We start from the raw sequence: 25,676 nt of genomic DNA, 5'->3' as shown, positions 1-25,676 counted from the left end.
CCGCCTGAAAACCAAATCCTTTAACACCTGCGAAACAGCAAGAAAGATGCCATATACTATATCCTAAAGGCTCTCTCTCGTCACATTTATCGGCAGTAAACACTAATCTCGTTTGGATATAGCTAACGTTTGGGGAATAAGTTTTTTCGTAAAATTAGTATCTCAACAAGACTTTACCTCATAGCGACATTTACGCATTTGCAGTATCGTTGCGGACAGGCTATTGCATAGCAACAAAAGATTATTCGGGAGTTACGTATGACCACGCCAAACCTAGAGCCACGCCAAAACTGGACAAAGGACGAGATTGCAGCAATTTATGAATTGCCTCTCCCAGACCTTTTCCTAATGGCGCAACAGGTTCGCAAGGCAAACTGGCCTGAAGGTCGCATGCAAAAGTCCCAATTGCTTTCTATCAAAACTGGTGGATGTGCAGAAAATTGCGGATATTGCTCTCAATCAGCTCATTTCGACACTGGAATTCCAGCCTCCAAATTGATGGATGTTGAAGCTGTTGTGGGCGAAGCACGCAAAGCAAAAGCAAGTGGTGCTGACCGTTTTTGTATGGGAGCTGCATGGCGCTCTCTTAAAGACCGCGACCTTCCTAAAGTATGTTCAATGATCGAGGCTGTAAAAGCCGAAGGCATGGAAACATGTGTTACGCTTGGCATGCTCAAAGATGGGCAAGCTGAAGCCTTGTCCCAAGCAGGACTGGACTATTATAACCACAACCTCGATACATCCCGCGAATACTATGAAAGCGTAGTCACAACACGCACATATCAGGACCGTATCGACACGCTGGGCAAAGCACGTAATGCAGGTCTAAACCTGTGTGTCGGCGGTATTCTTGGCATGGGTGAAGGTCGCTCAGACCGTATCGGTCTCTTACATGAGCTGGCACAACTTACTCCTCACCCTGAAAGTGTTCCTATCAACATGCTTGTACCGGTTGAAGGTACACCGCTTGGTGATTCACTCACTAAATCAAAACCTCTTGAAATTGTTGAACTTGTCCGCGCAATCGCAACAGCGCGTGTCATCTTCCCTAAAAGCTGGGTACGTCTATCAGCTGGTCGTGAGACTATGTCAGCTGAAGGACAAATGATGTGTATCCTTGCTGGGGCGAACTCAATTTTCGTGGGTAATAAGCTTCTGACTGCTGGAAACCCAGAAATGGACGAAGATGATGCTCTCTTGGCTGCCATGGGTGTGGAACAAGGTACAATCGCTGACAAACCACCAGCTTGCGCACCATCTGCGGTTCCTGCAGAATAAACATTTATAAAATCAGATAGCTAGAAATGACCAATTCTCCAAAGAGTTGGTCATTTTTTATGGTGTATTCGCTTTAGTCAGCGTTAAAAATAATCACAGACGCCAAGACAACTTGTGTCGACCCTTTTCCCAATTGTTTATCTACCGCACGCTGCATACGCGCCCGTAAAATATCCAAATCAGGTACATACCCATCACGATAAGGACCGTTCGCATAAGAGGTTACAGCCATACGCATCGCATCCATGATACGTGGCTTTATCGCCTCAACCTGTTTGCGTACTTTCGATTTTTCAACATGCAGCCCTGCATCAACGGCCATAAATCCAGCGACTGTAAAGCCAGACGTAACAGAAGCACGTATACCAAACAGCGGCACATAATCTTTCGAGCCAGATATTTTTTTAGCTGTAGGGTCAGGAATATCCGCCGCATCCGTTGAAGCCGGAGCGAAGGCATGCGCCATCGGGTTGGCAAACGCCAACAAGAAAGCAGCCATAATAGCGAAACGTGCATGAGATAATGTCATACCCTCTCTATACACACCTTTGTTTAAGCACTCGTTACAGCTCCACGGCATGAATAAGGCAATATTCGACATGCTTATTCAGCTTCAGCCCTTGTAAAGAGAGGTGATAAGTCTTTAGTGAGGTACAATATTAAAGATTTGGAATGATTTATGCGTATGGTTTCGCAATAGTCTTCTTAAGGAGTTTTAAAGCATGCAATCTGTGCTGATGTTAGTCTACTACGCGCTGGATTTCCTCAAATTCATCGTTATAGCCCAGGTTATCTTGTCTTGGCTGATCTCTTTTGGTGTTGTGAATACAAATAACCAGTTTGTATCCACGATCTATCGTATGACCCACCAAATTACAGAGCCACTCAGCAAGCCTATTCGTCGTTTCATTCCAAGTTTTGGTGGTTTAGACCTTTCGCCAATCATTATTTTTCTTGGAATATACTTCTTACAAGATCTTATCCTGCGTTACGGAATGCCTATGCTTGCGAATGCAGGCTTATAATTCCACCCAATGTCCGTATTCTGGAAAATCAGCGGCGATGATTTAGAAATTATCGTCCGCGCCACACCCAATGCATCTAAAGATGCTGTTGAGCCTCCAGAACAAGACTCCGCCGGACGCACGCACCTAAAAGTGCGCGTCCGTGCGATCCCTGATAAGGGAAAAGCTAATAAAGCGGTGGAAAAACTCCTCGCAACGCATTTTAAAATGCCTAAATCACACGTGAGTGTAGTCAAAGGGTCTACGGATCGGTTAAAGACCATTCGCATAAGCGGTGGTGCACACCTATCAGCACAACTTGAGCACACTTATGGAGGCGCAAATGGCTGCATCAAGAATTGACGGAAAAGCGATCGCGGCGGATGTCCGCGTAAATGTTGCAAGCGCTGTAAAAGCACTTCCCAGCCAACCCACGCTCGCCGTTATCCTTGTGGGCGAAGACCCCGCCAGTCAGGTCTATGTAAACTCTAAGATCAAACAGACTGAAGAATGCGGCATGCGCTCCCTTCACCGCGTCTTACCTGCCAACGCCACGCAGGCTGAGGTCGAAGCCGAAATCGCCGCTTTAAATGCTGATGATGAAGTTGATGGAATTTTACTTCAACTCCCACTTCCAAAGGGGCTAGACTCCGATGCTGCGATTGAAAAAATCAGCCCTGACAAAGATGTAGATGGGCTTACAGAAGCCTCAGCCGGACGCCTTGTTCTTGGCAAACTGGGCCTTCGCCCTTGCACACCTAGCGGCTGCGTTATCCTAGCAAAACGTGCTTTAGGAGACGATCTTTCAGGCAAGCATGTCGTCGTGGTTGGGCGCTCCATCCTTGTAGGGAAGCCTGCCGCACTTTTGTTCCTCGCCGAAAACTGCACCGTCACTATCGCACACTCCCGCACCAAAGACCTCGCGGCGGTATGCCGTGAAGCAGACATTCTAGTTCCAGCCGTAGGTCGTCCACAAATGCTCACCGGCGAATATGTAAAAGCTGGTGCGACTGTCATTGATGTTGGCATCAACCGTATAGATGCGCCTGAGCGTGGTGAAGGCAAATCACGCCTTGTTGGAGATGCAGAATTTTCCAGCTGTGAAAACATTGCAGGACACATCACCCCAGTTCCCGGCGGCGTTGGTCCAATGACAATTGCTTGCCTATTGCAAAACACCGTCCTCGCGGCCTGCGCCCGTCGTGGATGGTCTGTACCAGATATTCTCAACGCATAAGCGTGTCACGTTCCAAATACAGACAGCCCTTCCCTCAAAGCTGGTTCGATACACTCTGGGCCAAACAAGAAGGGCTGTGCGCGCTTTGCCAACAAGCCATGCCTCAATCGCGTTTTGATACGCCACATGCTAATGTGTGGAAAAAGCAGCGCCCCACATTTGACCATATCCACCCCGTCTCAAAGGGCGGAAAGGATGATCTAACCAATCTCCAGCTCCTTCATGCGATATGTAACAAAGCAAAAGGCGATCAGCTTTAGCATCTCGCGTGTCATAAATATAAGCCAATCTCATTCATTTTTGGCTCTTTCGTTATCAATCTGAAACTGCCATAGTTAATGCGGGGACAGAGCGAGGGATACGCAATGAGAGACGCACTTCGACCAAAATCACTGGAAACTCACCTATTCGCAGAAGGACGCAAACGTATTCTAGCCCTTGATGGCGGCGGTGTACGTGGCATTCTCACTTGCGGCATTCTTGAGCAAGTCGAAGCTAAACTCGCCAACCGCCTCCCTGCTGCTGAACGTGAAGACTTTCGCCTCTGCCATTATTTTGATCTCATAGCAGGCACATCCACCGGCGCAATCATGGCAACTCTGCTCGCCCTTGGTTATAAGGTCAGCGAAATAAAGGCACTCTATCGCACTCTCGCCAATGATGTTTTTGGCACGAAAAAACACGGCATTATTGGGATGGTGCCCAAATTTGACTCACGCAAACTCACCAAAGTTATCAATGATTGCTTTCGCGATTTTCTAATTTCTAAGGGTGCTGACCCAAATCATTGCCTCGAACTTGGAACAGATTATCTGCAAACCGGCTTAATGATATGCTCTAAGCGTATTGATAAAGGCAGCCCTTGGATTTTAACCAACAACCCCAAAGCTAAATATTGGGAATGGAACTCACCGCACTGGCAAGGTTTTTACGACGCCAATGGCGGACCGGGTGAAAAATTCATCGCGAACAAACATTATATCCTGCAAGAAGTGGTCCAAGCGTCCGCATCCGCACCCTTTTTCCTAAGCCCCGTCGAAAAGCAAATCTCACCCGTAGAAAAAGCGTTATTCTTTGATGGCGGCGTTAGTCCCCACAATAATCCTGCCATGCAAGCTTTCCTCGTTGCCACGATGAAATGGCGCGACAATGCAAAACCTTGGCCTACATGGAAGGGTGAACCTAAATCCCCATTCGGCTTTGGTTGGAAGACCGGAGCAGACAATATTTCTGTGCTTTCCCTTGGTACAGGGGCTTTCCGGCCAACTTTTGATGTCTCCGACTTCAAAGGCAAAATGGCAGGCCTAAAAGCAATTGAAGCCTTGCGTGGCATGATACCCGATACCTCCACAAACGGACTTACTTGGCTTCAAGCAATGTCCGACCCCGCCTTCCCAATTAAGATAAATTCCGAACTTGGAGATATGGACGATTTAGGCATTATGAATGACTCTCTTCTCCATTTCCAACGCATTGATGTCGATCTGGACGAGCCTGCTATCCGCGACATATTGGGCGATGACTTATTTGACGGAAATGACTTCCTTGGCGACTTCCCTAAAAAGGGTGTGGACGAGATGATCAAAACCATGCGCGCTCTAGAAAACTCAACAAAAACAAACATGGACCGCCTAGAAACAATAGGTGAGCATGTAGGCCAATTCTGGTTTGGCATGGATAGACATGGGCGCAGACCCCTGCCGTCTCGTGGTGATTTAAACGCTGATCCGGCCTCTTTGATACTGCCACACGCCTTTGATAGCTAAGTTTTCATTTTTATATTTCGGGATTTTGTGAAATATACCTCCAACCCTCAGTGATGGCCCTGTAAATGGAGATAAATTTAGAATTATGCGCTTACCTAAACTATACAGTTTCAAAATCAGTGTACTGAGCTTTTCTTGCTCCGTCCTATCGTTAAGCGCAGTCGCCAATGCAGAGCCAGATAAAGCCTTCCGCCTAAATAATAGTCTGCCCGATTATATCAGCGTTTCAGGTGAATCACGTATCAGGTATGAAGCCTTAGATGGGCAATTTCGTGCGGGCGGCACTGGTAGCGACCAATTGCTTCTTGCTCGCACCCTCATTCATACAAAAATCGACACAGGCCCCTTAAAATTTGGGTTAGAACTTCAAGATAGCCGCACCTATTTGGATGATGCAGGAACACCTAACTCTAGCAGCATCACCAACCCATTAGATATTTTGCAATTTTACGCACAATTCACAACGCCCGGTCTTTTGGGTGCAGATTCCAATATGGACGTGAAATTAGGCCGCCAAACAGTAACAATCGGTGCAAAGCGCCAAATAGACCGCGCATCCTTTGCCAATGTCATCAAAGCATATACCGGTATCCACGCGACCTCTAAAAACAAAGCAGGCGATGAGTTACACCTTCTCTATGTCGTCCCAATCGACCGCAATCCCGCCAATCCCTCCGATTTAGACGATAACAATCTCTCTGGAGATACAGAAGAATGGGAACGCCGTTTTTGGGGTATACACTATCGCCGCGCAAATGCTTTTCCTGAAATTGCGTCCAACCTCACGGCAGAAGCATTTCTATATGGCTTGAATGAAGAAGACACCGCTTCAACACCCACGCCCAATCGTCAATTCATCGAGCCTGGTTTTCGTCTTGCGCGAAAGCCTCAGACTGGCCAATGGGATATGGAAATTGAAACATCATGGCGCACAGGAACACATCGCGGCTCTTCCTCCCCTACCGCTACGACAGATTTGGACTTTGACGCACAAACCTTTTTCTCATCTGTAGGTTACACATTCAATGCGCCTTGGCAGCCGCGTATTGCGGCACAATACTTTCACACGTCTGGCGATGAAGACCCCACAGATGCCGAATACAATCAATATGAGTATCTTTTTGGTTCCCGCAGAACAGACCTGAACAACACATCAATCTATGGCCCATTCTCACCCGCAAACCTCACCGCCATAGGAACACGCATTCAAGTTAAACCCAGTGCGCGTTGGGATGCACGCCTGACTTATAATGCAGGCTACCTCTCTTCAGACACAGATACTTGGATCGTCGCAAATCAGCGCGACATAACGGGTCAATCAGGTGATTTCATCGGTCACACATTTGATAGCAGCATTAGATATTGGGTCGTACCCGATAGTTTGCGCCTTGAAACGGGTGGTTCCATATTCATCAAAGGTGACTTTGCCAAAAATGCCCCGAATGCTTCCAATGAAGATGAGACCTTTTACGGTTACACCTCCTTTATTTTCAGCTTTTAGGCATTCCCCACGAAACATTCACTTGTTGTATGCCCATATCGCGCTTACATGAATGCTTGGCGGTTTGCTGCGGCGTTTGTGTAGGGAAGTTATATTCCAGCGACCTTACATTTTCATCAGGGAGCTGGCTCTGGACTGGACCGTGGTCCTAACTAACCGGCGCCCACCTAGCTTGCTGGGTCGATGGGAATCTACATACCCCACGGCGACTGTGGCGCCGCCTCCACTTATGACGACACAAAAAGAATGGGATCTCGTTTTGACATCAGCCAATGCTCAGCAAAAAGAAATCCTACGCGCTCACATGAAGGAAATCCGTGCCGAATCCGCTGCACGTGACCCTGATGCAGCAGACAAGTTGGCCAAACGCTTCCCGATGAAATTGCTTGAACGCTTTGGTCCCGTTGTCGCTGGCTACCGCGCAATCGAGGAGGAGTTGGACCCGCTTCCTTTGCTCAATCGTCTTCGCAAACAAGGTGCAAAAATCGTTCTGCCACGCGTGGAAAACACAGGCGAGATGACGTTCCGTCTACACGAGAAACCAGAAGATCTCGTCAAAGGTCCATTTGGTCTATTACAGCCTGCTTCCGATGCCATCGAAATACGCCCCAAACTCGTGCTTGCCCCTTTGCTTGCATTCGATGCGCGTGGAGCACGTCTAGGCTATGGCAAAGGCTATTATGACCGCACGATAAAAGCCCTTCGCGAAGATGGTCCCTGCTTTTATGTCGGTATTGGTTATTCTCAACAACAAGTTGATGCTGTCCCTACAGAGGCTCACGATATCGCGCTTGATTGGGCCGAAACACCCAATAATTCTGTGCCGCTATTTTTAGCCCGCGCAAATCCAAACGCACAAAACCAAAACGACAACACCTAACGCTTCACCCTACTCAATCACCAAGTGATGAATGCAAGCACATAGATGCATTGCAACTTAGAAGCTATGAGTTACACTTCTAAAAGCACCTCCACCCTTCTTCTATCAATGCCAATTTTGGCATGGAGACACTGAAATGCACCACCTCCGAACCTCGCTTATAGCACTGGCAAGCCTAAGCCTCATCTCGTGCTGCCATAACCCCCAGCAGGAAGGCACCACAGCGGAAGCAGAGGCATGCCAGATGGAGGTTTTAAGCGCTTATGCATGGGTTAACCACATGCCGCAACCAATAGTAAAAGACGCCAAAACACCCCGCCGCGACCGTATCATCCACGTCACCGCCGACCTCAATGAAGAGGCAGGGTATGCAATCCTCAAGCGCAATGACGCATACACAACCGACGAAAACCTAACACTTGATCTCGTAAAAGCAGACGCACCTGTCCAAGCAGAAATTGGTGCAAAATACGCAGAAGGTTTTGCTAAAAAGCCATATAAAACAGTCTCCATCATGTGCAATGGCTTACAAATTTACAAAATTGATGAAGTTACAAAAGTACACTAAGCCCGCTTCAATTTAATCACGGCTATTCACATTCACCCCACAAACGCGTAAAGCCTCCCTTTTTATGCCCCTTTGCCAATGTGGACCTATCTATGCGTTTAGCCTTTTTCGGAGATATCGTCGGAAGCTCCGGTCGTCATGCTGTGATCGACAATCTACCCGATATCCGCCGTGATTTAGCGCTCGACTTTGTCGTCGTGAATGGTGAAAATGCAGCAGGTGGTTTTGGCCTCACAGAGAAAATCGCAAATAGCCTATTTGACGCTGGAGCAGACTGCATAACGCTGGGAAATCACTCATGGGACCAGCGCGAAATGCTCACCTATATCGAGCGCGAACCTCGCCTGATCCGTCCCTACAACTACCCGCAAAGCCTTGAAATTCCTGGACGCGGCGCACAGCTCTACACGCTTCCAGATGGTCGCCGTGTATATGTTGTTCAAATCCATGGCCGTGTCTTTATGGATAGCCTTGATGATCCATTCCAAGGCGTATTACGCGCCATTGAAGCAGCGCCATTAGGTGTAGTTGCCGATGCGATCATCGTTGAAGTTCACGCAGAAGCTTCCTCAGAAAAAGCATGCCTTGGGCACCTCATTGATGGTCAAGCCAGCCTCGTTGTCGGGGCCCACACGCACACACCTTCTGCTGATGATCAAATCTATCCGGGCGGTACAGCCTATATGACGGATGCAGGCATGTGCGGTGACTATGACAGTGTTATTGGTATGAAAAAAGAAATTATCATCCAACGACAAACGACACGCTTACCTAGCCCCCGCATGGAACCCGCTGATGGCGAAGGCACGATGTGCGGTGTCTATGTAGAAACAGATGATGCAACAGGGCTTGCCAAGCGTATCGATCCCATTCGCGTTGGAGGCCGCCTAAAACCTGCTTATCCAAATGTTGAGCCTGTTTAGACGCGAATAACACTCAGTATTTTTACCAAAGTGGAAGCTGCAACTGCCTCACTGTAGGGATGGTCGTCACTTTGGCAAATTGATCTCCCAACACAGCCTCTGCCCGCAAAATTATCTGCGCTGATGCGCCTGCATCTTCGCCTGCATCATGGTGTTTAAAGCTTAAACCAAGCCGTTTTTTCAAGCTTGCCAACCCATGCCCGCCATTACCTTTAAATTGGGGCCAAGCATGCTGGGCAACTTTCACACTATCTGTCCATTTAAGACGCGGTATATCGAGCATGTATTTTTGACATGCTGCATTGATAGCTAACTCATCAAAACGACTGTGTTGCACCATCGAGAATTGCTTCAAAAAAGGGCCAAGCCGCCCCCAAACATCCGGAAATGCACTTGCCCTCGCAACGGTGTCAGCATTAATGCCATGTAGCTTGGAGTTGAAGCTAGAAAAAGACACTTCAGGGTCCACATAAATGGACCATTTGGATATTTGATTATCCCAATCCACGCACGCTAAACCAATCTGGCAAATGCTCGCCCGATCATTATTGGCTGTCTCAACATCCAGCGCAACAAATCGATATTCATCCTCAGGCGGGCACCCACTCATATTCATCAACTTCTATTTTGGTGAAATCGTGCGCGTTCAATTTCTTCGGCTTCAATCTTCGATACGCGCCGTTTTCCAACCGGATTTAGCGCCGTCGGTACAGACTTTAAAATCGCTAATCCGGCAGGGATTCCAACAATCGTCACGCACATCAAGACGCCTTTTACGATCATAACAAGCGCAAGAACAATACCTATCGGCAACCATAAAAGAAGCACTAACCAGCCCCATACGCGCCATAAACCATTTTGAGCAATCACCCCGCCTACATGCTTGGCTTGCACCATACGGCTACCAAATGGCCAGAAAAGAAATCGTCCCAACTCAACCAATCCCGTCCCCAATGGGGCCGCAACTACAGTCACAACAAGCAACATCCCAATCAGCCAAACAATCGCTGCGGACACAAAGCCGAAAAAAGGGAAATACCAAAATATATTGCCTAGTAATGCCACTCAAATAAGCTCCTACTGTCCTGCCATCTGGCGAATACTGGCCAATTGTTCAGGATGTTTTCCACTTTCTTCCAGCAATGCAATCGCGTTTTGAAAATGGGTGTCTGCGTCTTCGTTCTGATTTTTTGTTTTGATGAGATTGGCCATCATCACATGCGCATTTGCCAGCATTATAGGTCGATATTCTCCCTGATAAGCTGTCGCAATATCTATATTCTCTCGTGCAGCCACAATCGCTTCATCAATTCTATCTTGGCGAAACAGTGCTTCAATCCGCATTTCTAAATCGGAACTAATACCTTCATGATCAACAGGTTGGCGCGATCTAGCCAATGCAAGACTTTCGTCCGTGGCCTGCAAAATTAGATCAGCTGATGAAACCGATTGTGCGATACGCGCAATACGCCTCAGGCCGTCAAGCTGTGCATCCACTTCGCCTATGCTTTCATACAACTCAACCGACTGCCCGATAAGGCTAACAGCCTTCGGCATATCCCCTGCATAGGTTTGATATTCGCCATGAATGCGCAAAATTTTGGCAAGACAAGCATCATCCCCCGCCGCTACACACCTTTGCTGCGCATCCTCAATATACGGCAATGCCGCGTCCACGCCATTTATGTTAAACTCCGCCTCCGCCACAGAGCTTAATTCGCGCACCTGCGTTGTCACATCCTGCATCTCTTCAGCCACAGCCAATGCAGACTTGTAGAGTTCTATCGCCTTTTCACCATCGCCCATTGCGATAGCTGTATTTGCCTGCGAGCGATATTCACGCACTATCAAATTGCGCGCCTTAATCTGCTCCAACGCGGCTATTGCCTCGGCATGAAAGGCCAATGCTTGATCATATTCTTGCCTATCCCGCGCGATAATCGCCAAGTGATTCAGCGCCCCGCCTTCAATCAAACGAGATTGCATCCGCGTGCCGAGGTCCAACGCCTTACGCGCCATCGCCTCCGCTTCATTCAATTTGCCTTCATTTGATAACATCAGGGTCAGGTTCAAATACGCATTGCCCTTTTCAGTTTCCATGCCTGCGCGATCCATCGCCTCTAGCGATTGCGCAAAATGGGTGCGTGCGCTCTCATAATCGTTTAGCGACATTTTCGCATAACCGATATTGCCCAGCGCCGCAGCCTCCCCTTGAGGTAGACCTAGTTGTTTGGACAGCGCCAAAGCGCGTTCAGAATAATCAATGGACTTTTCATAATCCCCCATCGCATGGGTTAGATTTCCCAAATTCACGAGCGCGCGCGCCACCGCACCTTGATCACGCAATTTCTCAAAAATGGCTTTTGCTTCTGTCAAACCCGCCAGCGCAGTTTCGTATTCACCACGCCCTTCTGCCATCAAAGCCAAATTACCCAGTGCTTTTGCGCGCCATTTCTCGTCACTTGTCCCCACACCATTTAGAATGGAGGTATAAAGCGCTTCTGCTTCCTCCATACGTCCTAAACGTTCATACAAGGGAGCCAAACCATTGGCCGCATCTGGGTTATTTGGCACCAATTCCAATGATTTTTGATACGCATCAACAGCTTTGCTCGTATCACTTGCCGCAAACAACGCGCCCGCTTCGCTATAGCTTTGCGCCGCCGCCGTCACAGCATTTCCCGCCGCCAAGGCCTGACGCGCCGCCACTTCCGCAAGTGACAAAGCAGCTCCTTCAACATTCCCCGCCGCCAAGGCCTCACGGGCTGCAGCTTTCTCTATGTCGGATGAGCGAAACACAGCATTCACGGCGTCCTTTAATGTTTCAGTACTACGTGCATCCATATCTTTGCCGGATGCCGCCAGCGCCGCCGCTATCTGTTCTGAAACCAGTTTTTCAATGCGCGCATCATCATCCACCAGCAAATCTTTGACCAAAGACACATTGGCAGCCGCCACACCCGCCATCGCAAGGAAAGAGACAAGCGCCCCGCGCGTAATCCATTTACGTTTCCAAGGAATAGCCTTCGCCGCACGCCCTTCAACACGTGCTTTTACCGCCTCTTCTAACTCCTGAAAGGCATGATGGTCTCGATTGCCATGCCAACCGCTCAAATCCTCAGTATGGATTCGGTCAAAGGGTTTTGGGATATTACAAACTTGCAGCATAACCGGACATAATTTGCCATGCACGCGCGCATCATCTGCTTCCGATCGCACCCAGTCAGACGCAACCGCATTTTCCGTCCAACATACAACAACCGCTTTTGCGTCTTTCAACGCCTTCTCAATCGTCACTTCATAACTATCGCCGGGCAATAAGGAACGGTCCCACCAGACATTCAAACCAGACTTGCCAAGCGCCTCAGCAACCAATGCCGCTTTGTCACGATCTTTAGAGCTATAAGAGATAAACACATCGGTTTTTTCAGCCGTCGTATTTGCAACATCTATATTTTTGGCGTCTGTCATGGTTTCTGTCCCATATTTAACCTACAAAACTCCTAGCATTCACAATGAAGTGAGGTAAGGCCTTTATCAAGTTTATAGTTTTCCCCCTTGAAGCGATTCACGGTCTGGGGTTTCTTATGTCCTCTTGGCTTTCTTGGTTAAGCCAATAAGTCGTGCCTAAACTATTTCAGGAGTTTGCGTGTCCGATAGTGCTTTGACAAAAATAGGTAAGTTCTGGTCATTCCTCACAGGTCACGGTGCTAGCCTTGTCGCACTTGCTGGTTTTATTGTCGTCTCCATCATCGCCACAGCAATGGGATTTTCTGACCTGCGCATGGCAAATGCAGGTAAAACGTCCCTGACTCTGGCAGAGGCCGCACCCATTTGGGGCATCACAGTCTTTGTCGTTCTGACAATGGTCGCGGGGCTAAACGCCGCCCTTGGCGTCGGCATGAAACCCGTGCGCGAAACACCCACCAAGAATGACTTGTTAGAAAACCCAAATGCGACCTCAAAAACCTATAAACGCCGTATCGCGCTGCGCATTCTTGCGTGTTTCTTCTATCTATTCTTTGCCTTCTGGTCCGTCGGATTTGGATATGGTTTCTTCTGGAAAGAGCTTGCAGGCGAAGAATTTACCCGAAACCAATTTTCCGCCGCCATCGAAAAAGTCTCCACTTCAGTAGATGCAGCCAACGAAGCCCTCAGCACGGTTGAAAACTCTGTCATCGGTGCTGCAATGACAGCACGAGACCGCGCCGATATTGAAGCAAGTGTCGGTGGCACATGCTCCAACCGCCCCAACTCTAAAGAAGGTGACGGCCCCCTTACACGCGCCCGTTTTGCTTTTGCAGATCGCGCAAGAGCATTACGCGATGATGTATCAGATCGCTGGATTGGCCGCCTCACCGATGATCGCACTATTTTACAACACCGCATCACAGCGCTCGCCACAAACAATGTACCCTCTGGCGTAACAAATGCAGATGAAGCCGCCCTCCTGCAAAAGCTTGCAATAGCACCGCGCCTAACTTCATTGGAAAGAGAGCGCGTCTTCACCCAAGTTTTTGATGATGCCCGTGCTTTCACAGCCAAGGCCAACGCTTTGCGCGCCTCTAATGCGCCCCTCTTTGCAGAGCGCCTTGAAACACTTGCCGGCGGTGTCGGCCCAGATCCACAAAACCCAAACCGCGCAGACCCTTCCCGCGCAGACGATCCATCCTATTGTTGGGATACAGTTCTTACTGAAAAACTCCGCGCATCCGCCCAATCTCTTCGCTCTTTGGATGATATGGATGCGCCAGAATTTGAGTTCACGGAAGGCCCCAAAGCGACACGTGCCGCATTCTTCAACCTCGCGAAAACCATCTCCCCGCCTTGGGGTGCAAATGCCGACAAAAATGTAAATTTTGGCGAAAAGGAATTCATCGCTCTATTTGCCAGTATCGCGGTAGACCTTGGCATCATGTTCCTAACGCTCATACGCGCTATGATGGAAAGCAAAGGCAAGAAACGTATCGCTCGTCGCCCTCAAGTCATGCGTCTTGCCGATATTCAGGAAGCCAACAGAGAAGCTGACCACGGACCCAAGTCCTCATAGCAAGCCTTCAAAGCGATTTACTGGCCTTTCCCTTAAAACGGCCCAGCTTCTTATTTTGCTCTTTCTTGAATACATAATTTTTAGTGAGGATCGGAACAAACACCTCTCCCTGAACATGGTTGGCAGAAGCTTGATTTTTGCCTTGCAAGAACACGCCATGACCACGAGGTTGATCATCCATCCATGCCCCCACCCATGTCAGCACATCATCATAGCCCACACCAAAACCCGCGCGCTCGCCGCGAATAAACTGCCCGCTATAGGTTTGCTGCCTACCGTTTACATCTTGGCTCAACACCCCAAATCCATGCGCATCAACGCCGTCAGTCTCACCCTCATACAGAATGTTCTCAACAAATTCAGTCTTCTTCCACCTGATCCGCCCCCAACACACACCTGATGTATTTGGCTTAGTGTGAGAGAAAGACTTTCCAAGCTCTTCACGCGCATTCTGCGCCGCTTCAATTCCACGTCGTTCTGAATAACGTGCAGAGATAAACGCTTGCCCCGCTTCATCCGTGTAATCTTCAGCATCCACAAGCCGCTGAAACTCAGTACCCGCTTTGCGAGCAAATGTTAGCGTGTAGCGCTCCATGCGCGCTTCATCAGCTTGCTTTATACTTTCCTCTAACTCGACGAAATCTATATTGAGAGAATCCTCCCCCTCTTCAAAGATTTCCTTTGCCCGAAATGGCAAGCTCGGCATTCCAATCTGCCGCCCAATCACGCGCAGCAATGTTTTCCACTCATCTTCCAGCCCAGACATAGTGGCCGTCGTTATTCGGAACACGCCTTTGGCAACCTGCTTTGGCGGATCATTATCAAGTACCACATAGTGCGAACCATCCGTGGTCGCGGGGTCCATAATCATAAATGTCTCAGAACGTGAGCCGAGCAAAATCAAATCTGGCGGGAAATGGATTGAACTTTCATCAATCTCTTCAGTACGTACCTCAAAGCGTTTGAGCCAATTGAGAAACTCTGCCGTTAATTCAGGATCAGTTTCATCACACATATATGTAAGCGGACGGGCCGTGGACATAAAATCACCTGTTTGAATTCTACTGACGGGATAAGGGCATTAACCTTGTTTGAAATTTACGCGCAAACCAGCACTTAGCGCTAGCCCTCAATTGCGAAAACTCAGCCTCTTTGCCAATACGCCCTACATTCCGGCAATGGGCGTGTCATTTTTTAGGGCTTTTGCTGTCGCATCCAGCTCACCTTCCGTCTCAACAGAATCTCGCGGTGCATTTTTCTGATACCCATATTTACGCAACAAACCTCGAAACTGATTATAGCTCAAACCTAAATGCGCCGCCGTGCGCTTTTGATGGCCGTCACACGCCGCGAATGCATCATCAATCAATCTCTGCTCAAAGGCGGCGGTTTGCTTTTCAAAGTCAATTGGTGCATTTGGGCTATGATGCTCAAGCGCCTCCCCCAGATAATCAACCTTATCCACATGGCGCGGCTTATCCTGTGATGCACCACCCTTATTGCGGACCAACTCATCGCCTAGTTCAGACGCAGGCCGAAACCCAGACACAAATGGATCAAGCGCATCCATATTGAGATTAATCGGCAAATCCATCTCATGCGTCGCTCGCGTTGCCAGATCACGATATACCGCGCGCTCCGCAGCATTTTTCAATTCCCGCACATTCCCCGGCCAGTCATAAGCCTTAAACGCGGCTATCGCACCACGTGAAAATCCAGGGAAAACATGCCCAATTTCACGCGCCATTCTTTGCCCAAAATATTCAGCAAGGTCTGCAATATCTTCTCCCCGCGCACGTAAGGGCGCAAGCGTGATAACATCAAAGGCCAGCCTGTCCAGCAAGTCAGCACGAAACCGCCCATCTTCAGCACGAGAAGGCAAGTCCACATTTGTCGCCCCCACCACGCGCACATCACAATGGCGCACATCCTCACCACCAAGGCGCTGAAACTCACCATACTCAATCACGCGCAATAGCTTTTCCTGCACCTCCATGCTCGCCGTCGCGATCTCATCGAGGAAAAGCGTACCCTTATCTGCTTGCTCAAACCGACCTAAGCGCCGCTTTGTTGCGCCCGTAAACGCGCCCTGCTCATGCCCAAACAATTCAGAATCGAGCAAATCATCCGAAAGCGCCGCACAATTGACCTTCACAAAAGGCCCATCCCAGCGCTTTGAGAGAAAGTGCACGCGCTCAGCTATCAATTCCTTACCCGTCCCGCGCTCACCCACAACAAGTAAAGGCCGATCTATTGGTGCCGCTATCGACACACGCTCAAGACTTTCCAACCAAGCGGGGGATTGTCCAATTAATTCTGGTGCGGATCCTATCATAATATTAAAAACATACACAAAATGTATAAATTGTACATTTATAAAATGCATTATTTATACATTTAATTTAATCACACACCCTGCGTTAAATTAAAAAATCTAATAAATACAATGCACAATAAAATTAACTTAAAACTGGCACGCTGTTTGCAAAGTAGTTGGCATGCACGGCGATAAGGGGCCGCCAACAATGGAGAATAAACGCATGTACGACTCAACAGATCACACAAAGACCTCAACCGAGGACACACTTAAGCGGTTGGGCAACTGGCTTAAGTCTCGCCCAATTGAAAACTGGGGTTTCTTCGTAGCAGGCGTGATCATTGCGCGCATTCTCTTTTAATCTCTTACCCTAAAGGATACCGAAAATGGGAATTTTTTCTCGCTTTGGAGACATTATAAACTCAAACCTCAACGCCATGCTAGACAAGGCTGAGGACCCTGAGAAAATCGCACGTCTTATCATTCAAGAAATGGAAGACACACTTGTAGAAGTTCGCACTGCCGCAGCCCGCACAATGGCAGACAAAAAAGAACTTCAACGTGAAATGCGTGAACTTCAAACTGTCCGTGACGACTGGTCAGCAAAAGCTGAACTCGCAATCGAAAAAGACCGTGAAGACCTTGCTCGCGGGGCACTTGCCGCAAAGCAACGCGCAGAACGCGAAATCGAAAGCCGCAAATCAGCCCTTGCCGCAGTCGATGATGCAGCAGCCAAACGCCAAGAAGACCTTGGTAAGCTTCAAGCCAAACTTGAAGAAGCAAAAACAAAGCACCGCGCTTTGATGGTCCGCCGCCAAGCTGCAGAAGAACGCATCAAAGTTCGCTCACGCATTGACGATTCAAAAGTTGAAGACGCCCTCCACCGCTACGCAGCCGTAGAGCGCAAAGTCGACGAACTGGAAGCTTACGCTGACACATACGACATCAAGAGCAAAACGCTAGAAAGCGAATTTGAAGAGCTTGCAGTCAACGAGAGTGTCGAAATGGAACTGAAGGCACTTAAAGCCCGCAAGAAATCTGGATCGGACATGTAATGGACGAAGAAATCCTCATCCCGATTATCGCAATCTTGTCGATATTCGTCATCTTCCCCGGCATGTGCATGCATTATTTCACAATGTGGCGCTCCAATAAGGGGCTCTCTGCTGATGATGAGAGAATGCTGGAAGATTTATGGCGCTCCGCCCGCACAATGGAGCGCCGCATAGAAACCATAGAGCGCCTTATCGAACCAGAGGGGCGTCCAGACGCCACCTCAAACCGCCGCCCGGACCCATTGCGCGATCCAGGCAGAGATTTCGATAGCTAAGCGCCAAGACAGAACAAGGAACAGCAAAATGGACGAGTATTCAAACTATAAAAATCCGAAGAGATTTTATCGCCCGTCAAACGACCGCATTATTGGTGGTGTATGTTCAGGCATTGCAGAGCGTATGGGATGGGACCCGCTTCTTGTCCGCATCGCCGCGGTAGTCTCCATGATCACAGGTGTTTTTTCTGGCGTCATTTTCGTTGGATACATCATCACATGGATGGTCACACCAAAGCGTCGCACAATGCACAACATGACAAAGGATGAAGAGTCTTTTTGGCAGGGCGTATCTGACCGCCCGAAAGTTACATTATCTAACATCAGATACAAATTCATGGACCTTGAAGATCGCATGCAAGGCATCGAAAAAGCCGTCACATCAGATGAGTGGCGCCTTCGCAAGCAATTTCGAGATTTAGAGCAAAGTTAACATGCATCCAACTGCCTTACCGGCCCTTTAAAGAACAGGTCCGGTGATGCAGAAGGAGGGAGAGGGACACTACCAATGGCACTTTTATTTTCAACACGCATACTCGCTGCAGCAGGGCTTTTAGCCGCCGGATTAATCGGCATCACAACCGCCGCCAAAACAGGTGAAGTCAGCGTTCGCACCGCAGGCATCGAAGTCAAAATCGCTCATAGCGAGGCAGACAATAGCCCAGCACTCATCATTAATCACGAGCAATGCCCACCAACCTGCCCCTTCCTCGACATCAACTGGAAAAAGTACAAAGATACGGCAACGTCTACTGCGCTAAGTATTTTAAGCTAAGATCGACAATACAGAACGTTATTTAGAAGAGGGAATGGATATGAATAGTGGGCAAATAATGGTTGTCTGTATTGTAGCACTCGTCATGGCTGCAAAAACCATCGAAGCAATTGCAGGAAGCCACCACAAGAAAAAGCACTTCAAACGTAGTGATGCATCTAATGCAAAGCGCGATGAAATCTTGATGAAAATGAATGAGCAACTTGACCGCATCACCTCCCGTCTTGCCGCACTTGAAACGATCGTGACAAGTGAAGACCGCGAATTACAACGCGAATTTAGAGATCTTCGCTCCGATGCATCCACCGTCCGCAAATCTGTTGATGCAGAACGCAATTAATTAAAGGAAAAATATCATGGACGTATTTGTTTTTGTTTTAATTATTGTTGCAATCGGATGCGGAACAGGCGTTGTCACCTCCTATTTTGAGAGCAAAACCAAGACCGCAAATAAAATTAGCCAAGCGCAATTTGAAGAAATCGTTAGCAAGCTAGATAAAACCATTGCCCGCGTAGAGACACTTGAGCGCTTGGCCCTCGATAGCGACCAAGATCTCAAACGAGAATTCCGCAACCTTTAACGAATACAATATAAGAACTCACCTTATTTCAAACAGGCAAATGTTATGGATATTTATGTATTTTTTCTTTTATTGGCCGTCATCATATTCGTGACTTGCGGCGTCACAATCTATTTTGAAGCCAAAGTCACCGCGGGTAGCCGCATAACCGAAGGCCAGTTTAAAGAACTAAGTGAAAAGCTAGATATCGCTCTCACACGAATAGAAACGCTTGAACGTCTCGCCACAGACGAAAACGAGCACCTCAAACGTCGCTTCGATGAAATATCGAAACAGCCCAATTACGCCTAAGACAATTGATGACACACGCCTATTCACCATCTCCCCAGATGAAACCAGCCTACCCCTCGTCCTTTTTCGGTTTTTCACGCTTCAATTGACGCATAAAAAACCGCGCCGGTGCAATGAGTTCTCGACTGTCAGCCCCAGTCGGAACTGGACCCCCAAATGCATCGGCGACCAATATCTGCGCCAGAAATGGTGCCCATGTCAGCCCGCGCGATCCTAATCCCCCCGCCGCATACACCCCCTGCTGATAGAGAGCCTTGAGTGTTGCACCCTCTGCAATTTTCAAGGCTCTTCCCGTTCTTAAATCCTCGCCATAATGGGCGCGATAGGCATCAAATTCTGGCAACCGGCCCGCAAAAGGCAATTGGTCAGACGTTGCCGCACGCACCGCTGTCGCCGATTCTAAAGCATCCATCATCGCTGCCGTTTTCAATTCAGGTGCAAGCATATCCAATGCCCGCATATTTTCTTCGCGCGACGCCAAACTCACATCCGGCGCTTCCCCCTCACTATCTTGATAGGTCGCGCCAAACACAATTTTACCATTGGCACCCACAACATAATGGCCTTTAGAGCGCGCAAAATCCTCGCCTGCATATGGCGCACATTCCAATTGTCCGCCGCGCCCGCGCACCAGCAAACCATCCCCGCCAAACAGGTGATTTACCCCCATGCCCGCTGCTATGATGACAATATCAGCTTTATATTCAAAGGCCCGCCCATCACGCACGCCTTGAACACTTGTTTGTTCACCGTCACCCCCACCGACAGAAGTGACATCAGTTCCCCAAACAATATTCACATCCTCAAGCAATTTAGCGCGCACATCTACAGGCGATACCGCCATTGAGCTACGATAGATTAATCCCGCCTGCCCCTCATTATCTTCCAACACGCCCAATAAATCTGCATCCAATGGCGGATCATCCTTTATCCGCGCATGGCGCATTATTTCTTCGGCAGAATTTGAAGAATGCACTGTATCAACAGGCCACGCACCGACACCCAATCGCGCATAAAAACCAATGGCTGACACATAAGCATCAATCAATAATCTAGCTTGCGCCGTATCTGCACCATCTAAACGCGGTGCAACCAATCCCAGCGGGTTAGCGCTTGCGCCCTCATGTATATCTCTCCCTTTATCCAGCACCGTCACATCACAGCCGCGCACATGGAATGCTTGCCCAATGCATGCTCCCATAATACCGGCCCCGATAACAATCACGCTCCTAGGACACTCATTCACGGTCCGCAGCAGCAATGGGTCTGAATATACATCAGCTTCGCTCACTGTAGGATAAATTGCCTGCATTCTTTCGCGTTTTGTGCCAAATCCAGGCTGTTTTGACACCTCAAAACCACCCGCCGCCAGCCCCCTACGCACATGGCCAGCCACGGTATATGTTCCCACAACACAATGAGGTGCAGAATGATCGGCGATCTGTTGCATAACTTCAGCCGACCACATGTCAGGGTTCTTTGCTGGAGAGAAGCCATCGAGAAACCATGCATCAGCCTTGAAGCAGGCTTGTTGCAGACCACAACCAACCTCATCCTGTATCAGGGTCAGGGACATACCAGAGCCTAAGCAGACGCGCTGCACACCCCGAGCACGGCGGGGCCAGACACCTAGCAAAACCTCCGTTTCTGCCGCCAATTCCGGCCAAGCAGACAACGCCGCTTGCGCATCCTCACGCCGCATTAAACGGCCTTCAAAACTCACCACCTCTAGCCGCGCATTTGGGTTAGGACGATGCATTTTCCACAGCTGCATTAACGCTGCTATATTTAGCCCTGTACCAAAGCCCAATTCGCCAATTGTAAAAGTGTTTTTCTTCCCCTTTATCCCCTGCTCCATAGCCTCCCAGCGTTGCGGGAGACCACAGGCACGAAAGAAAACTTCTCGCGTTTCTTCCAATCCATTATGAATGCTGAAATACACATCATCATTGATCTGATCGCGCGGCACGCCATCATTGCCCCACTCAAGGTCAGGACGGGGCGGCAAGCGGCTTTGTGTCGGGATAGTGTCTTTGCTCATAACGCATACAAATACGCCGTCTCAACCTTGCTGGCGAGACGGCGCATCTAAAAAACTGTTTGAATTTATTAAATTAGACTTGCGGAGCTGAGTTTAGCGCCTCTTCCAATTGAGCAAAGCTTGGCTGACATGAAGTCGGGATAGATCCGCGTCCAAGTTCAACTGAAATCTGGGCAGCATTTCCGTGAAGGTGAGATACAAGCACATCTTTAATGATCTTGTAGAACTGACCTTCTTCATCAAGCACCTCAGCCATACGCGCCGCAAACGGGCCCACAATACCATAGGCGATAAAGATACCAAGGAATGTACCCACAAGCGCAGAACCAATCAATTTACCCAAATATTCAGGCGGCTGAGAGATCGCACCCATAGTCTTAATAATACCCAGCACCGCCGCCACAATCCCCAGCGCCGGAAACGCATCTGCAAGGTTTTGAACCGCGTGAGACGCGGCATGCGCTTCATTGTGATGCTTCTCAATCTGCTTTTCAATCGCGTCTTCAACCTGATGTGGATCATCAAGGTTCATCGTCATCATACGCAATGTGTCACATATCAAATCTGTCGCAAAATGGTCTTTCAGAATTTTTGGATACGTTTGGAAGATATTGGATTCTTTAGGGTTTTCAATATGCGGCTCAATCGCCACCACCCCTTTTGTTTTCATCGTCTTGGTCAGCACAAACAGCAAACTCAGCAAATCAGAATAGTCTTTTGCTTTCCATTTGCTCCCTGACAAAGCCTTCCCAAATCCGGCCATCGCCCCTTTAATTGTGCCCATCGAATTACTAATCAGAAACGAGCCGACACCCGCCCCACCAATCATCATCATCTCGAAGGGAGCCGCTTTAATAATAACGTCAAAATGTCCACCCGCGAGCGCAAACCCACCGAACACCATTCCGAATACGACCAGAAGACCAATAATCTGAAACATAAGAGACAACCACCAAAAGGTTTTACTTTAATTGATCTCCTTTATGAACGATTATCCTTAATGTTAGGTGTGAGAGAATTGAAAATAGAACACACCGCGTTAGGGATTGCTTCACATCATTTAAAATTTTTAAGGTCACATTCAGCTTATGTTGTGATCTTTATGTCTATGGTTGCCAGCGTTACTGCGTTCAACCACACAATGACTGCGCAATAACCTAGAAATTGCCACAAGCTTCCATTATCAACGCTATAGATAGGTTGAATATGGTTAAAACACATCGCGACGAAATGGGAGATACCTCATGAAAAACGCTTTAATTGCAGCGACATTAGCACTCACTGTCAGCGCACCTGCGTTTGCCGCCGTCGGCGCATGCGAAAAGCCAACTCAAATTAACATTCCTGAAAACGTAAACCAGCTCTCCTTGCCAGAATTTAAAACCCTGCACGCTCAAGGCGAAGCCTATATGAATAGCGCGCGGAGCTATCTTAAATGCTTAGATGGCATTATTTACTCCACAGCACCTGAAAATCCTGTTGTTAATCAGGCCGGTAATGCGCACAAAAATTACGCGCAAGAATGGGGCATGGTTTGGGGCAATCTCAATCTAGCATGCGTCAATTGGGAAGCCTCCCACGGCGCACAATTCCCCGGCGGTTGCCAACCCACCAACCCAACGAGCTAATTCTCCCTTAGCCACGCAAACTTGACCTCCCCTATGCCATCACCTACACACACGGTGTTCATACGGAGATTTTATGTCCTAGGTCTGCTGGCAGGAATAGTCCTGCCCACACAAGCTTCACACCTAATTGCTGCACCGCTGGTGCAGTGGGGTTTGTCTTGTCCCGAAATAAAAAGCAGAACCTCCACCCGTTAAGTCGGTGTGGAACATTAGGATATTCCGAAATTGATTAGAGAATTTAAAGCTTCTGACACAGAAGCTCTTATTAACGTTTGGCGTCGTGCAAGCGACATTGCGCATCCTTTTCTAAGTAGCGCTTTTTTAGATAGCCAAGCGCCAGCTTTGCGCGACATATATTTTCCAAACGCGGAAACATGGACCGTAGAACTAAATGCCCGCCCTGTTGGTTTCATAGCTCTTATCGGCTCTGAAATCGGTGGTCTTTTCTTAGATCCCGACATCCAAAGGTCAGGCTGGGGCCACAAAATGGTCGATCACGCTTTAGCACTCAAGGGTGATCTACACGTGGAAGTATTTGAAAAAAATAATATTGGCCGAAGTTTTTACAACCAATATGGCTTTGTCGAAACGCATCGCTACATCCATGAACTAACTGGAGAAACGGCAATTAAAATGCACTTTATAGCGAGCTAATATACTAAAGAAAAGGCGCACTCAGTCGTGCGCCTTTTCACTTTACTTCCCAATCCTAGCCTCTTGCAGCAGACATCACAGCCGCCAACATTTCGCGTGTTGGGAAGCCATCTGCAAGCATATCTCTATCCTTCTGGAAACGCTGCAAAGCGGCGCGTGTACCGCGTCCAGCAAGCCCATCCACTGGCCCCGCATCATATCCTAATGCGTTCAAACTCGCTTGCAGGTCTTTCACTTCAGCCTTAGACAACATTTTAATATGTGTCGGCCATGCCTTTGATAATTCTGGTCGTCCAGCCAACTTATCCGCGAGTAATCCCACAGATAGCGCATAACTGTCAGCGTTATTGTAAGTTTTAATGACGTAGAAGTTATCAAACAATAAGAATGCTGGCCCATATGATCCCGCAGGCAGGAATAATTCCGCCTGTAAATCATCCGAAACAGACCGCTCCCCGACGACACTAAATCCAAGCGCTTTCCACACCTGCATTTTGCGTTTTTGACCATCTGCCAATACATAATTTACATTTGTCGGCAGCTTTACTTCCAACGCCCAAGGCTCATTGCGCTTCCACCCGGACGCTTGCAGATAATTGCCCGCCGACGCCAACGCATCAGCACTCGAATTCCACACATCTTTAACGCCATCACCATCACCATCACGGCCATGCACGATAAAGGTACTCGGCATAAATTGGGTTTGCCCAAACGCGCCCGCCCAACTGGCTTGCTTTAACTGCTCTCGCGTAACGACTTTTTGCTCAAGTAATTTGAACACCGACATGAGCTGATCTTCACCAAACGCCGTACGACGCCCTGTGTAAGCCAAAGTAGCCAATTGGCGCACTGCATCGCTACTTCCTAAAATACGCCCATAGCTCGTCTCCATACCCCAAATAGAGGCAAGAATTTCACGTGGTGGAGAATACAGACTCTCAACGGTGTTAAATAGCCCCGTTTCAGCCGCAAGTTTTTCGCGTCCTGTTGCCACTCGGTTTGGGTGCGTAGCAGACGCAACATAATCCCATATCGGTTTCACAAACTCTGCTTGATCATCCCCAATAGCCGCCGCTTTGACCACTTCCATCGGCGTGACGCTTTGTAAAACCGCATGCAAAATCTCAACATCACGACCTGAATTTGCTGCTTTCTGCGCAAATTTTACGCGCCAATTATCAAACTCAACATTCCCAGACGGTACAAATAAAGGCACATTCACATCCTGCTGAGAGGGTGTCGGTGATGGTGCTGGAGCAGGCTGCGGCGCAGGCGTTGGACTAGGCACCTCAGGCACGCCAGGAAAGGTTTCTGGGCGTGGCAAATCTTCAGCAGCACAAGCAGATAATGCCGCCAAGCTTATGCTTGCCATACTCAACCATTTCAACGTTTGCACCATGATGAATACCCTATTCCCTGCCCTCAATGGGGCCATGCTACGCAATCTCAAATCGCGTAAAAACCTAAATTACACTCAGCATTAACCCTGTTTTAAGCCGCTTTCCATGGGATTTAGCATGACGATTACGTTATTTTTCGGGATTTTCTGCATCTATCTCTGAAAAATCCGGTAGAAATACCAGACTCCTAACGAATCATCGTTGACACATCATCGATTGAACGCGTATGAACCGCGCTCAAATTTTTTAGTAATAACGCTCGCGGCCAATCTATATAGGGCCGAGGAAAGCTGGAAGAACAATGAAAGTTAGAAGCTCTCTTAAATCCCTAAAGTCACGTCACAAGGACTGTAAGGTAGTGCGTCGTAAAGGCCGCGTATACGTGATCAACAAAACTGACCCACGTTTCAAAGCAAAGCAAGGTTAAGCCTAATCTGCTTTTAGGAGCCAAT

31 protein-coding genes are annotated in these 25,676 nt (G+C 48.5%); 22 read left to right on the top strand and 9 right to left on the bottom strand.

The annotated features are described in order from the left end of the window. The first annotated feature begins 258 nt into the window (after positions 1 to 258). Positions 259 to 1,278, top strand: coding sequence for a biotin synthase BioB (bioB, locus tag ACFQS8_RS13130; RefSeq protein WP_382168100.1), 1,020 nt, complete (start codon positions 259 to 261; stop codon positions 1,276 to 1,278). A 73-nt stretch (positions 1,279 to 1,351) separates the two neighbouring features. Here the strand turns inward: bioB and ACFQS8_RS13125 are convergent, their stop codons facing one another. After that, entirely contained in the window at positions 1,352 to 1,807 is a 456-nt protein-coding gene (locus tag ACFQS8_RS13125) for a hypothetical protein (RefSeq protein WP_382168098.1), read from the bottom strand. A 193-nt stretch (positions 1,808 to 2,000) separates the two neighbouring features. Here ACFQS8_RS13125 and ACFQS8_RS13120 point away from each other — a divergent pair, with 193 nt between their 5' ends. From ACFQS8_RS13120 to ACFQS8_RS13080, 9 genes are all read left to right on the top strand, one after another. Then, complete coding sequence (locus tag ACFQS8_RS13120; RefSeq protein WP_382168096.1) at positions 2,001 to 2,303, top strand: YggT family protein; 303 nt, start codon at positions 2,001 to 2,003, stop codon at positions 2,301 to 2,303. Positions 2,304 to 2,312: 9 nt separating this feature from the next. Beyond that, entirely contained in the window at positions 2,313 to 2,645 is a 333-nt protein-coding gene (locus ACFQS8_RS13115; protein ID WP_382168095.1) for a DUF167 family protein, read from the top strand. Next, on the top strand, positions 2,626 to 3,519 hold the full coding sequence (gene folD / locus ACFQS8_RS13110; RefSeq protein WP_382168093.1) for a bifunctional methylenetetrahydrofolate dehydrogenase/methenyltetrahydrofolate cyclohydrolase FolD: 894 nt from the start codon (positions 2,626 to 2,628) through the stop codon (positions 3,517 to 3,519). The genes ACFQS8_RS13115 and folD overlap by 20 nt, the downstream gene beginning before the upstream one ends. A 2-nt stretch (positions 3,520 to 3,521) precedes the next feature. Further along, a complete protein-coding gene (locus ACFQS8_RS13105; protein ID WP_382168091.1) occupies positions 3,522 to 3,779 on the top strand; it encodes an HNH endonuclease in 258 nt (85 codons plus the stop codon). A 105-nt stretch (positions 3,780 to 3,884) separates the two neighbouring features. Then, positions 3,885 to 5,285 (top strand): patatin-like phospholipase family protein, encoded by a 1,401-nt coding sequence (locus tag ACFQS8_RS13100; RefSeq protein ID WP_382168089.1) that lies wholly within the window; start codon positions 3,885 to 3,887, stop codon positions 5,283 to 5,285. Positions 5,286 to 5,370: 85 nt separating this feature from the next. Continuing rightward, positions 5,371 to 6,786, top strand: coding sequence for an alginate export family protein (locus ACFQS8_RS13095; protein ID WP_382168087.1), 1,416 nt, complete (start codon positions 5,371 to 5,373; stop codon positions 6,784 to 6,786). 229 nt (positions 6,787 to 7,015) lie between these two features. Next, positions 7,016 to 7,666 (top strand): 5-formyltetrahydrofolate cyclo-ligase, encoded by a 651-nt coding sequence (locus tag ACFQS8_RS13090; RefSeq protein ID WP_382168085.1) that lies wholly within the window; start codon positions 7,016 to 7,018, stop codon positions 7,664 to 7,666. A gap of 280 nt (positions 7,667 to 7,946) precedes the next feature. Next, positions 7,947 to 8,234 carry a hypothetical protein gene (locus ACFQS8_RS13085; protein ID WP_382168083.1) on the top strand — a complete coding sequence of 96 codons (288 nt, stop codon included), beginning with the start codon at positions 7,947 to 7,949 and terminating at the stop codon, positions 8,232 to 8,234. Positions 8,235 to 8,326: 92 nt separating this feature from the next. After that, a complete protein-coding gene (locus ACFQS8_RS13080; protein ID WP_382168081.1) occupies positions 8,327 to 9,157 on the top strand; it encodes a TIGR00282 family metallophosphoesterase in 831 nt (276 codons plus the stop codon). A 22-nt stretch (positions 9,158 to 9,179) separates the two neighbouring features. On the opposite strand, the gene ACFQS8_RS13075 is transcribed toward ACFQS8_RS13080, so the two are convergent. Genes ACFQS8_RS13075 through ACFQS8_RS13065 form a run of 3 tightly spaced genes read right to left on the bottom strand, consistent with a single transcriptional unit; the run spans position 9,180 to position 12,628 of the window. Next, positions 9,180 to 9,767, bottom strand: a complete 588-nt coding sequence (locus ACFQS8_RS13075; RefSeq protein ID WP_382168079.1) for a 3'-5' exonuclease — start codon at positions 9,765 to 9,767, stop codon at positions 9,180 to 9,182. Positions 9,768 to 9,772: 5 nt separating this feature from the next. Continuing rightward, complete coding sequence (locus ACFQS8_RS13070) at positions 9,773 to 10,222, bottom strand: YccF domain-containing protein (protein WP_382168077.1); 450 nt, start codon at positions 10,220 to 10,222, stop codon at positions 9,773 to 9,775. A 12-nt stretch (positions 10,223 to 10,234) separates the two neighbouring features. Further along, on the bottom strand, positions 10,235 to 12,628 hold the full coding sequence (locus ACFQS8_RS13065) for a tetratricopeptide repeat protein (RefSeq protein WP_382168075.1): 2,394 nt from the start codon (positions 12,626 to 12,628) through the stop codon (positions 10,235 to 10,237). 178 nt (positions 12,629 to 12,806) lie between these two features. Here ACFQS8_RS13065 and ACFQS8_RS13060 point away from each other — a divergent pair, with 178 nt between their 5' ends. Continuing rightward, positions 12,807 to 14,207, top strand: coding sequence for a hypothetical protein (locus tag ACFQS8_RS13060; RefSeq protein ID WP_382168073.1), 1,401 nt, complete (start codon positions 12,807 to 12,809; stop codon positions 14,205 to 14,207). A 7-nt stretch (positions 14,208 to 14,214) separates the two neighbouring features. Here the strand turns inward: ACFQS8_RS13060 and ACFQS8_RS13055 are convergent, their stop codons facing one another. Together ACFQS8_RS13055 and pspF are read right to left on the bottom strand one after the other, a co-directional pair. Further along, positions 14,215 to 15,249 carry an MORN repeat-containing protein gene (locus tag ACFQS8_RS13055; protein WP_382168071.1) on the bottom strand — a complete coding sequence of 345 codons (1,035 nt, stop codon included), beginning with the start codon at positions 15,247 to 15,249 and terminating at the stop codon, positions 14,215 to 14,217. Positions 15,250 to 15,372: 123 nt separating this feature from the next. Beyond that, a complete protein-coding gene (gene pspF / locus ACFQS8_RS13050) occupies positions 15,373 to 16,542 on the bottom strand; it encodes a phage shock protein operon transcriptional activator (protein ID WP_382168069.1) in 1,170 nt (389 codons plus the stop codon). A 205-nt stretch (positions 16,543 to 16,747) separates the two neighbouring features. Between pspF and ACFQS8_RS13045 the strand changes: the two genes are divergently transcribed. From ACFQS8_RS13045 to ACFQS8_RS13010, 8 genes are all read left to right on the top strand, one after another. Then, positions 16,748 to 16,885, top strand: coding sequence for a hypothetical protein (locus ACFQS8_RS13045; protein WP_382168067.1), 138 nt, complete (start codon positions 16,748 to 16,750; stop codon positions 16,883 to 16,885). A 25-nt stretch (positions 16,886 to 16,910) separates the two neighbouring features. Then, positions 16,911 to 17,579 carry a phage shock protein PspA gene (pspA, locus tag ACFQS8_RS13040; protein ID WP_382168065.1) on the top strand — a complete coding sequence of 223 codons (669 nt, stop codon included), beginning with the start codon at positions 16,911 to 16,913 and terminating at the stop codon, positions 17,577 to 17,579. After that, complete coding sequence (pspB, locus tag ACFQS8_RS13035) at positions 17,579 to 17,854, top strand: envelope stress response membrane protein PspB (RefSeq protein WP_382168063.1); 276 nt, start codon at positions 17,579 to 17,581, stop codon at positions 17,852 to 17,854. The genes pspA and pspB overlap by 1 nt, the downstream gene beginning before the upstream one ends. A gap of 28 nt (positions 17,855 to 17,882) precedes the next feature. Beyond that, entirely contained in the window at positions 17,883 to 18,287 is a 405-nt protein-coding gene (gene pspC, locus ACFQS8_RS13030) for an envelope stress response membrane protein PspC (RefSeq protein WP_382168061.1), read from the top strand. Positions 18,288 to 18,362: 75 nt separating this feature from the next. After that, the gene (locus ACFQS8_RS13025; protein WP_382168059.1) at positions 18,363 to 18,629 is read left to right on the top strand and encodes a hypothetical protein; all 267 of its coding nucleotides are present in this window, start codon (positions 18,363 to 18,365) and stop codon (positions 18,627 to 18,629) included. A 40-nt stretch (positions 18,630 to 18,669) separates the two neighbouring features. Next, complete coding sequence (locus ACFQS8_RS13020) at positions 18,670 to 18,969, top strand: hypothetical protein (RefSeq protein ID WP_382168058.1); 300 nt, start codon at positions 18,670 to 18,672, stop codon at positions 18,967 to 18,969. 16 nt (positions 18,970 to 18,985) lie between these two features. Beyond that, on the top strand, positions 18,986 to 19,210 hold the full coding sequence (locus ACFQS8_RS13015; RefSeq protein ID WP_382168056.1) for a restriction endonuclease subunit S domain-containing protein: 225 nt from the start codon (positions 18,986 to 18,988) through the stop codon (positions 19,208 to 19,210). Between the two features lie 45 nt (positions 19,211 to 19,255). Further along, complete coding sequence (locus tag ACFQS8_RS13010; RefSeq protein ID WP_382168054.1) at positions 19,256 to 19,501, top strand: hypothetical protein; 246 nt, start codon at positions 19,256 to 19,258, stop codon at positions 19,499 to 19,501. 49 nt (positions 19,502 to 19,550) lie between these two features. Here ACFQS8_RS13010 and mnmC2 read toward each other — a convergent pair whose 3' ends face one another. Then, positions 19,551 to 21,542, bottom strand: a complete 1,992-nt coding sequence (gene mnmC2 / locus ACFQS8_RS13005; RefSeq protein ID WP_382168052.1) for a tRNA (5-methylaminomethyl-2-thiouridine)(34)-methyltransferase MnmC2 — start codon at positions 21,540 to 21,542, stop codon at positions 19,551 to 19,553. A gap of 73 nt (positions 21,543 to 21,615) precedes the next feature. Continuing rightward, a complete protein-coding gene (gene motA / locus ACFQS8_RS13000; protein WP_382168050.1) occupies positions 21,616 to 22,482 on the bottom strand; it encodes a flagellar motor stator protein MotA in 867 nt (288 codons plus the stop codon). Positions 22,483 to 22,786: 304 nt separating this feature from the next. Here motA and ACFQS8_RS12995 point away from each other — a divergent pair, with 304 nt between their 5' ends. Both ACFQS8_RS12995 and ACFQS8_RS12990 read left to right on the top strand, forming a co-directional pair. Further along, positions 22,787 to 23,170, top strand: a complete 384-nt coding sequence (locus tag ACFQS8_RS12995) for a hypothetical protein (protein WP_382168048.1) — start codon at positions 22,787 to 22,789, stop codon at positions 23,168 to 23,170. A 225-nt stretch (positions 23,171 to 23,395) separates the two neighbouring features. Then, entirely contained in the window at positions 23,396 to 23,824 is a 429-nt protein-coding gene (locus ACFQS8_RS12990) for a GNAT family N-acetyltransferase (RefSeq protein WP_382168046.1), read from the top strand. A gap of 55 nt (positions 23,825 to 23,879) precedes the next feature. On the opposite strand, the gene ACFQS8_RS12985 is transcribed toward ACFQS8_RS12990, so the two are convergent. After that, positions 23,880 to 25,223: a lytic murein transglycosylase gene (locus ACFQS8_RS12985; RefSeq protein WP_382168044.1), complete on the bottom strand. Its 1,344-nt coding sequence runs from the start codon at positions 25,221 to 25,223 to the stop codon at positions 23,880 to 23,882. A gap of 302 nt (positions 25,224 to 25,525) precedes the next feature. Between ACFQS8_RS12985 and ykgO the strand changes: the two genes are divergently transcribed. Continuing rightward, on the top strand, positions 25,526 to 25,651 hold the full coding sequence (gene ykgO / locus ACFQS8_RS12980) for a type B 50S ribosomal protein L36 (RefSeq protein ID WP_382168043.1): 126 nt from the start codon (positions 25,526 to 25,528) through the stop codon (positions 25,649 to 25,651). The last annotated feature ends 25 nt before the right edge of the window (positions 25,652 to 25,676 follow it).

Origin of the sequence: Hirschia litorea (assembly GCF_042665075.1) — a bacterium.
In the GTDB taxonomy this organism is placed as follows: Bacteria; Pseudomonadota; Alphaproteobacteria; order Caulobacterales; family Hyphomonadaceae; genus Hirschia; species Hirschia litorea.
The sequence above is the reverse complement of the archived record's forward strand: the minus strand, read 5'-3'. Positions and strand labels throughout refer to the sequence as shown.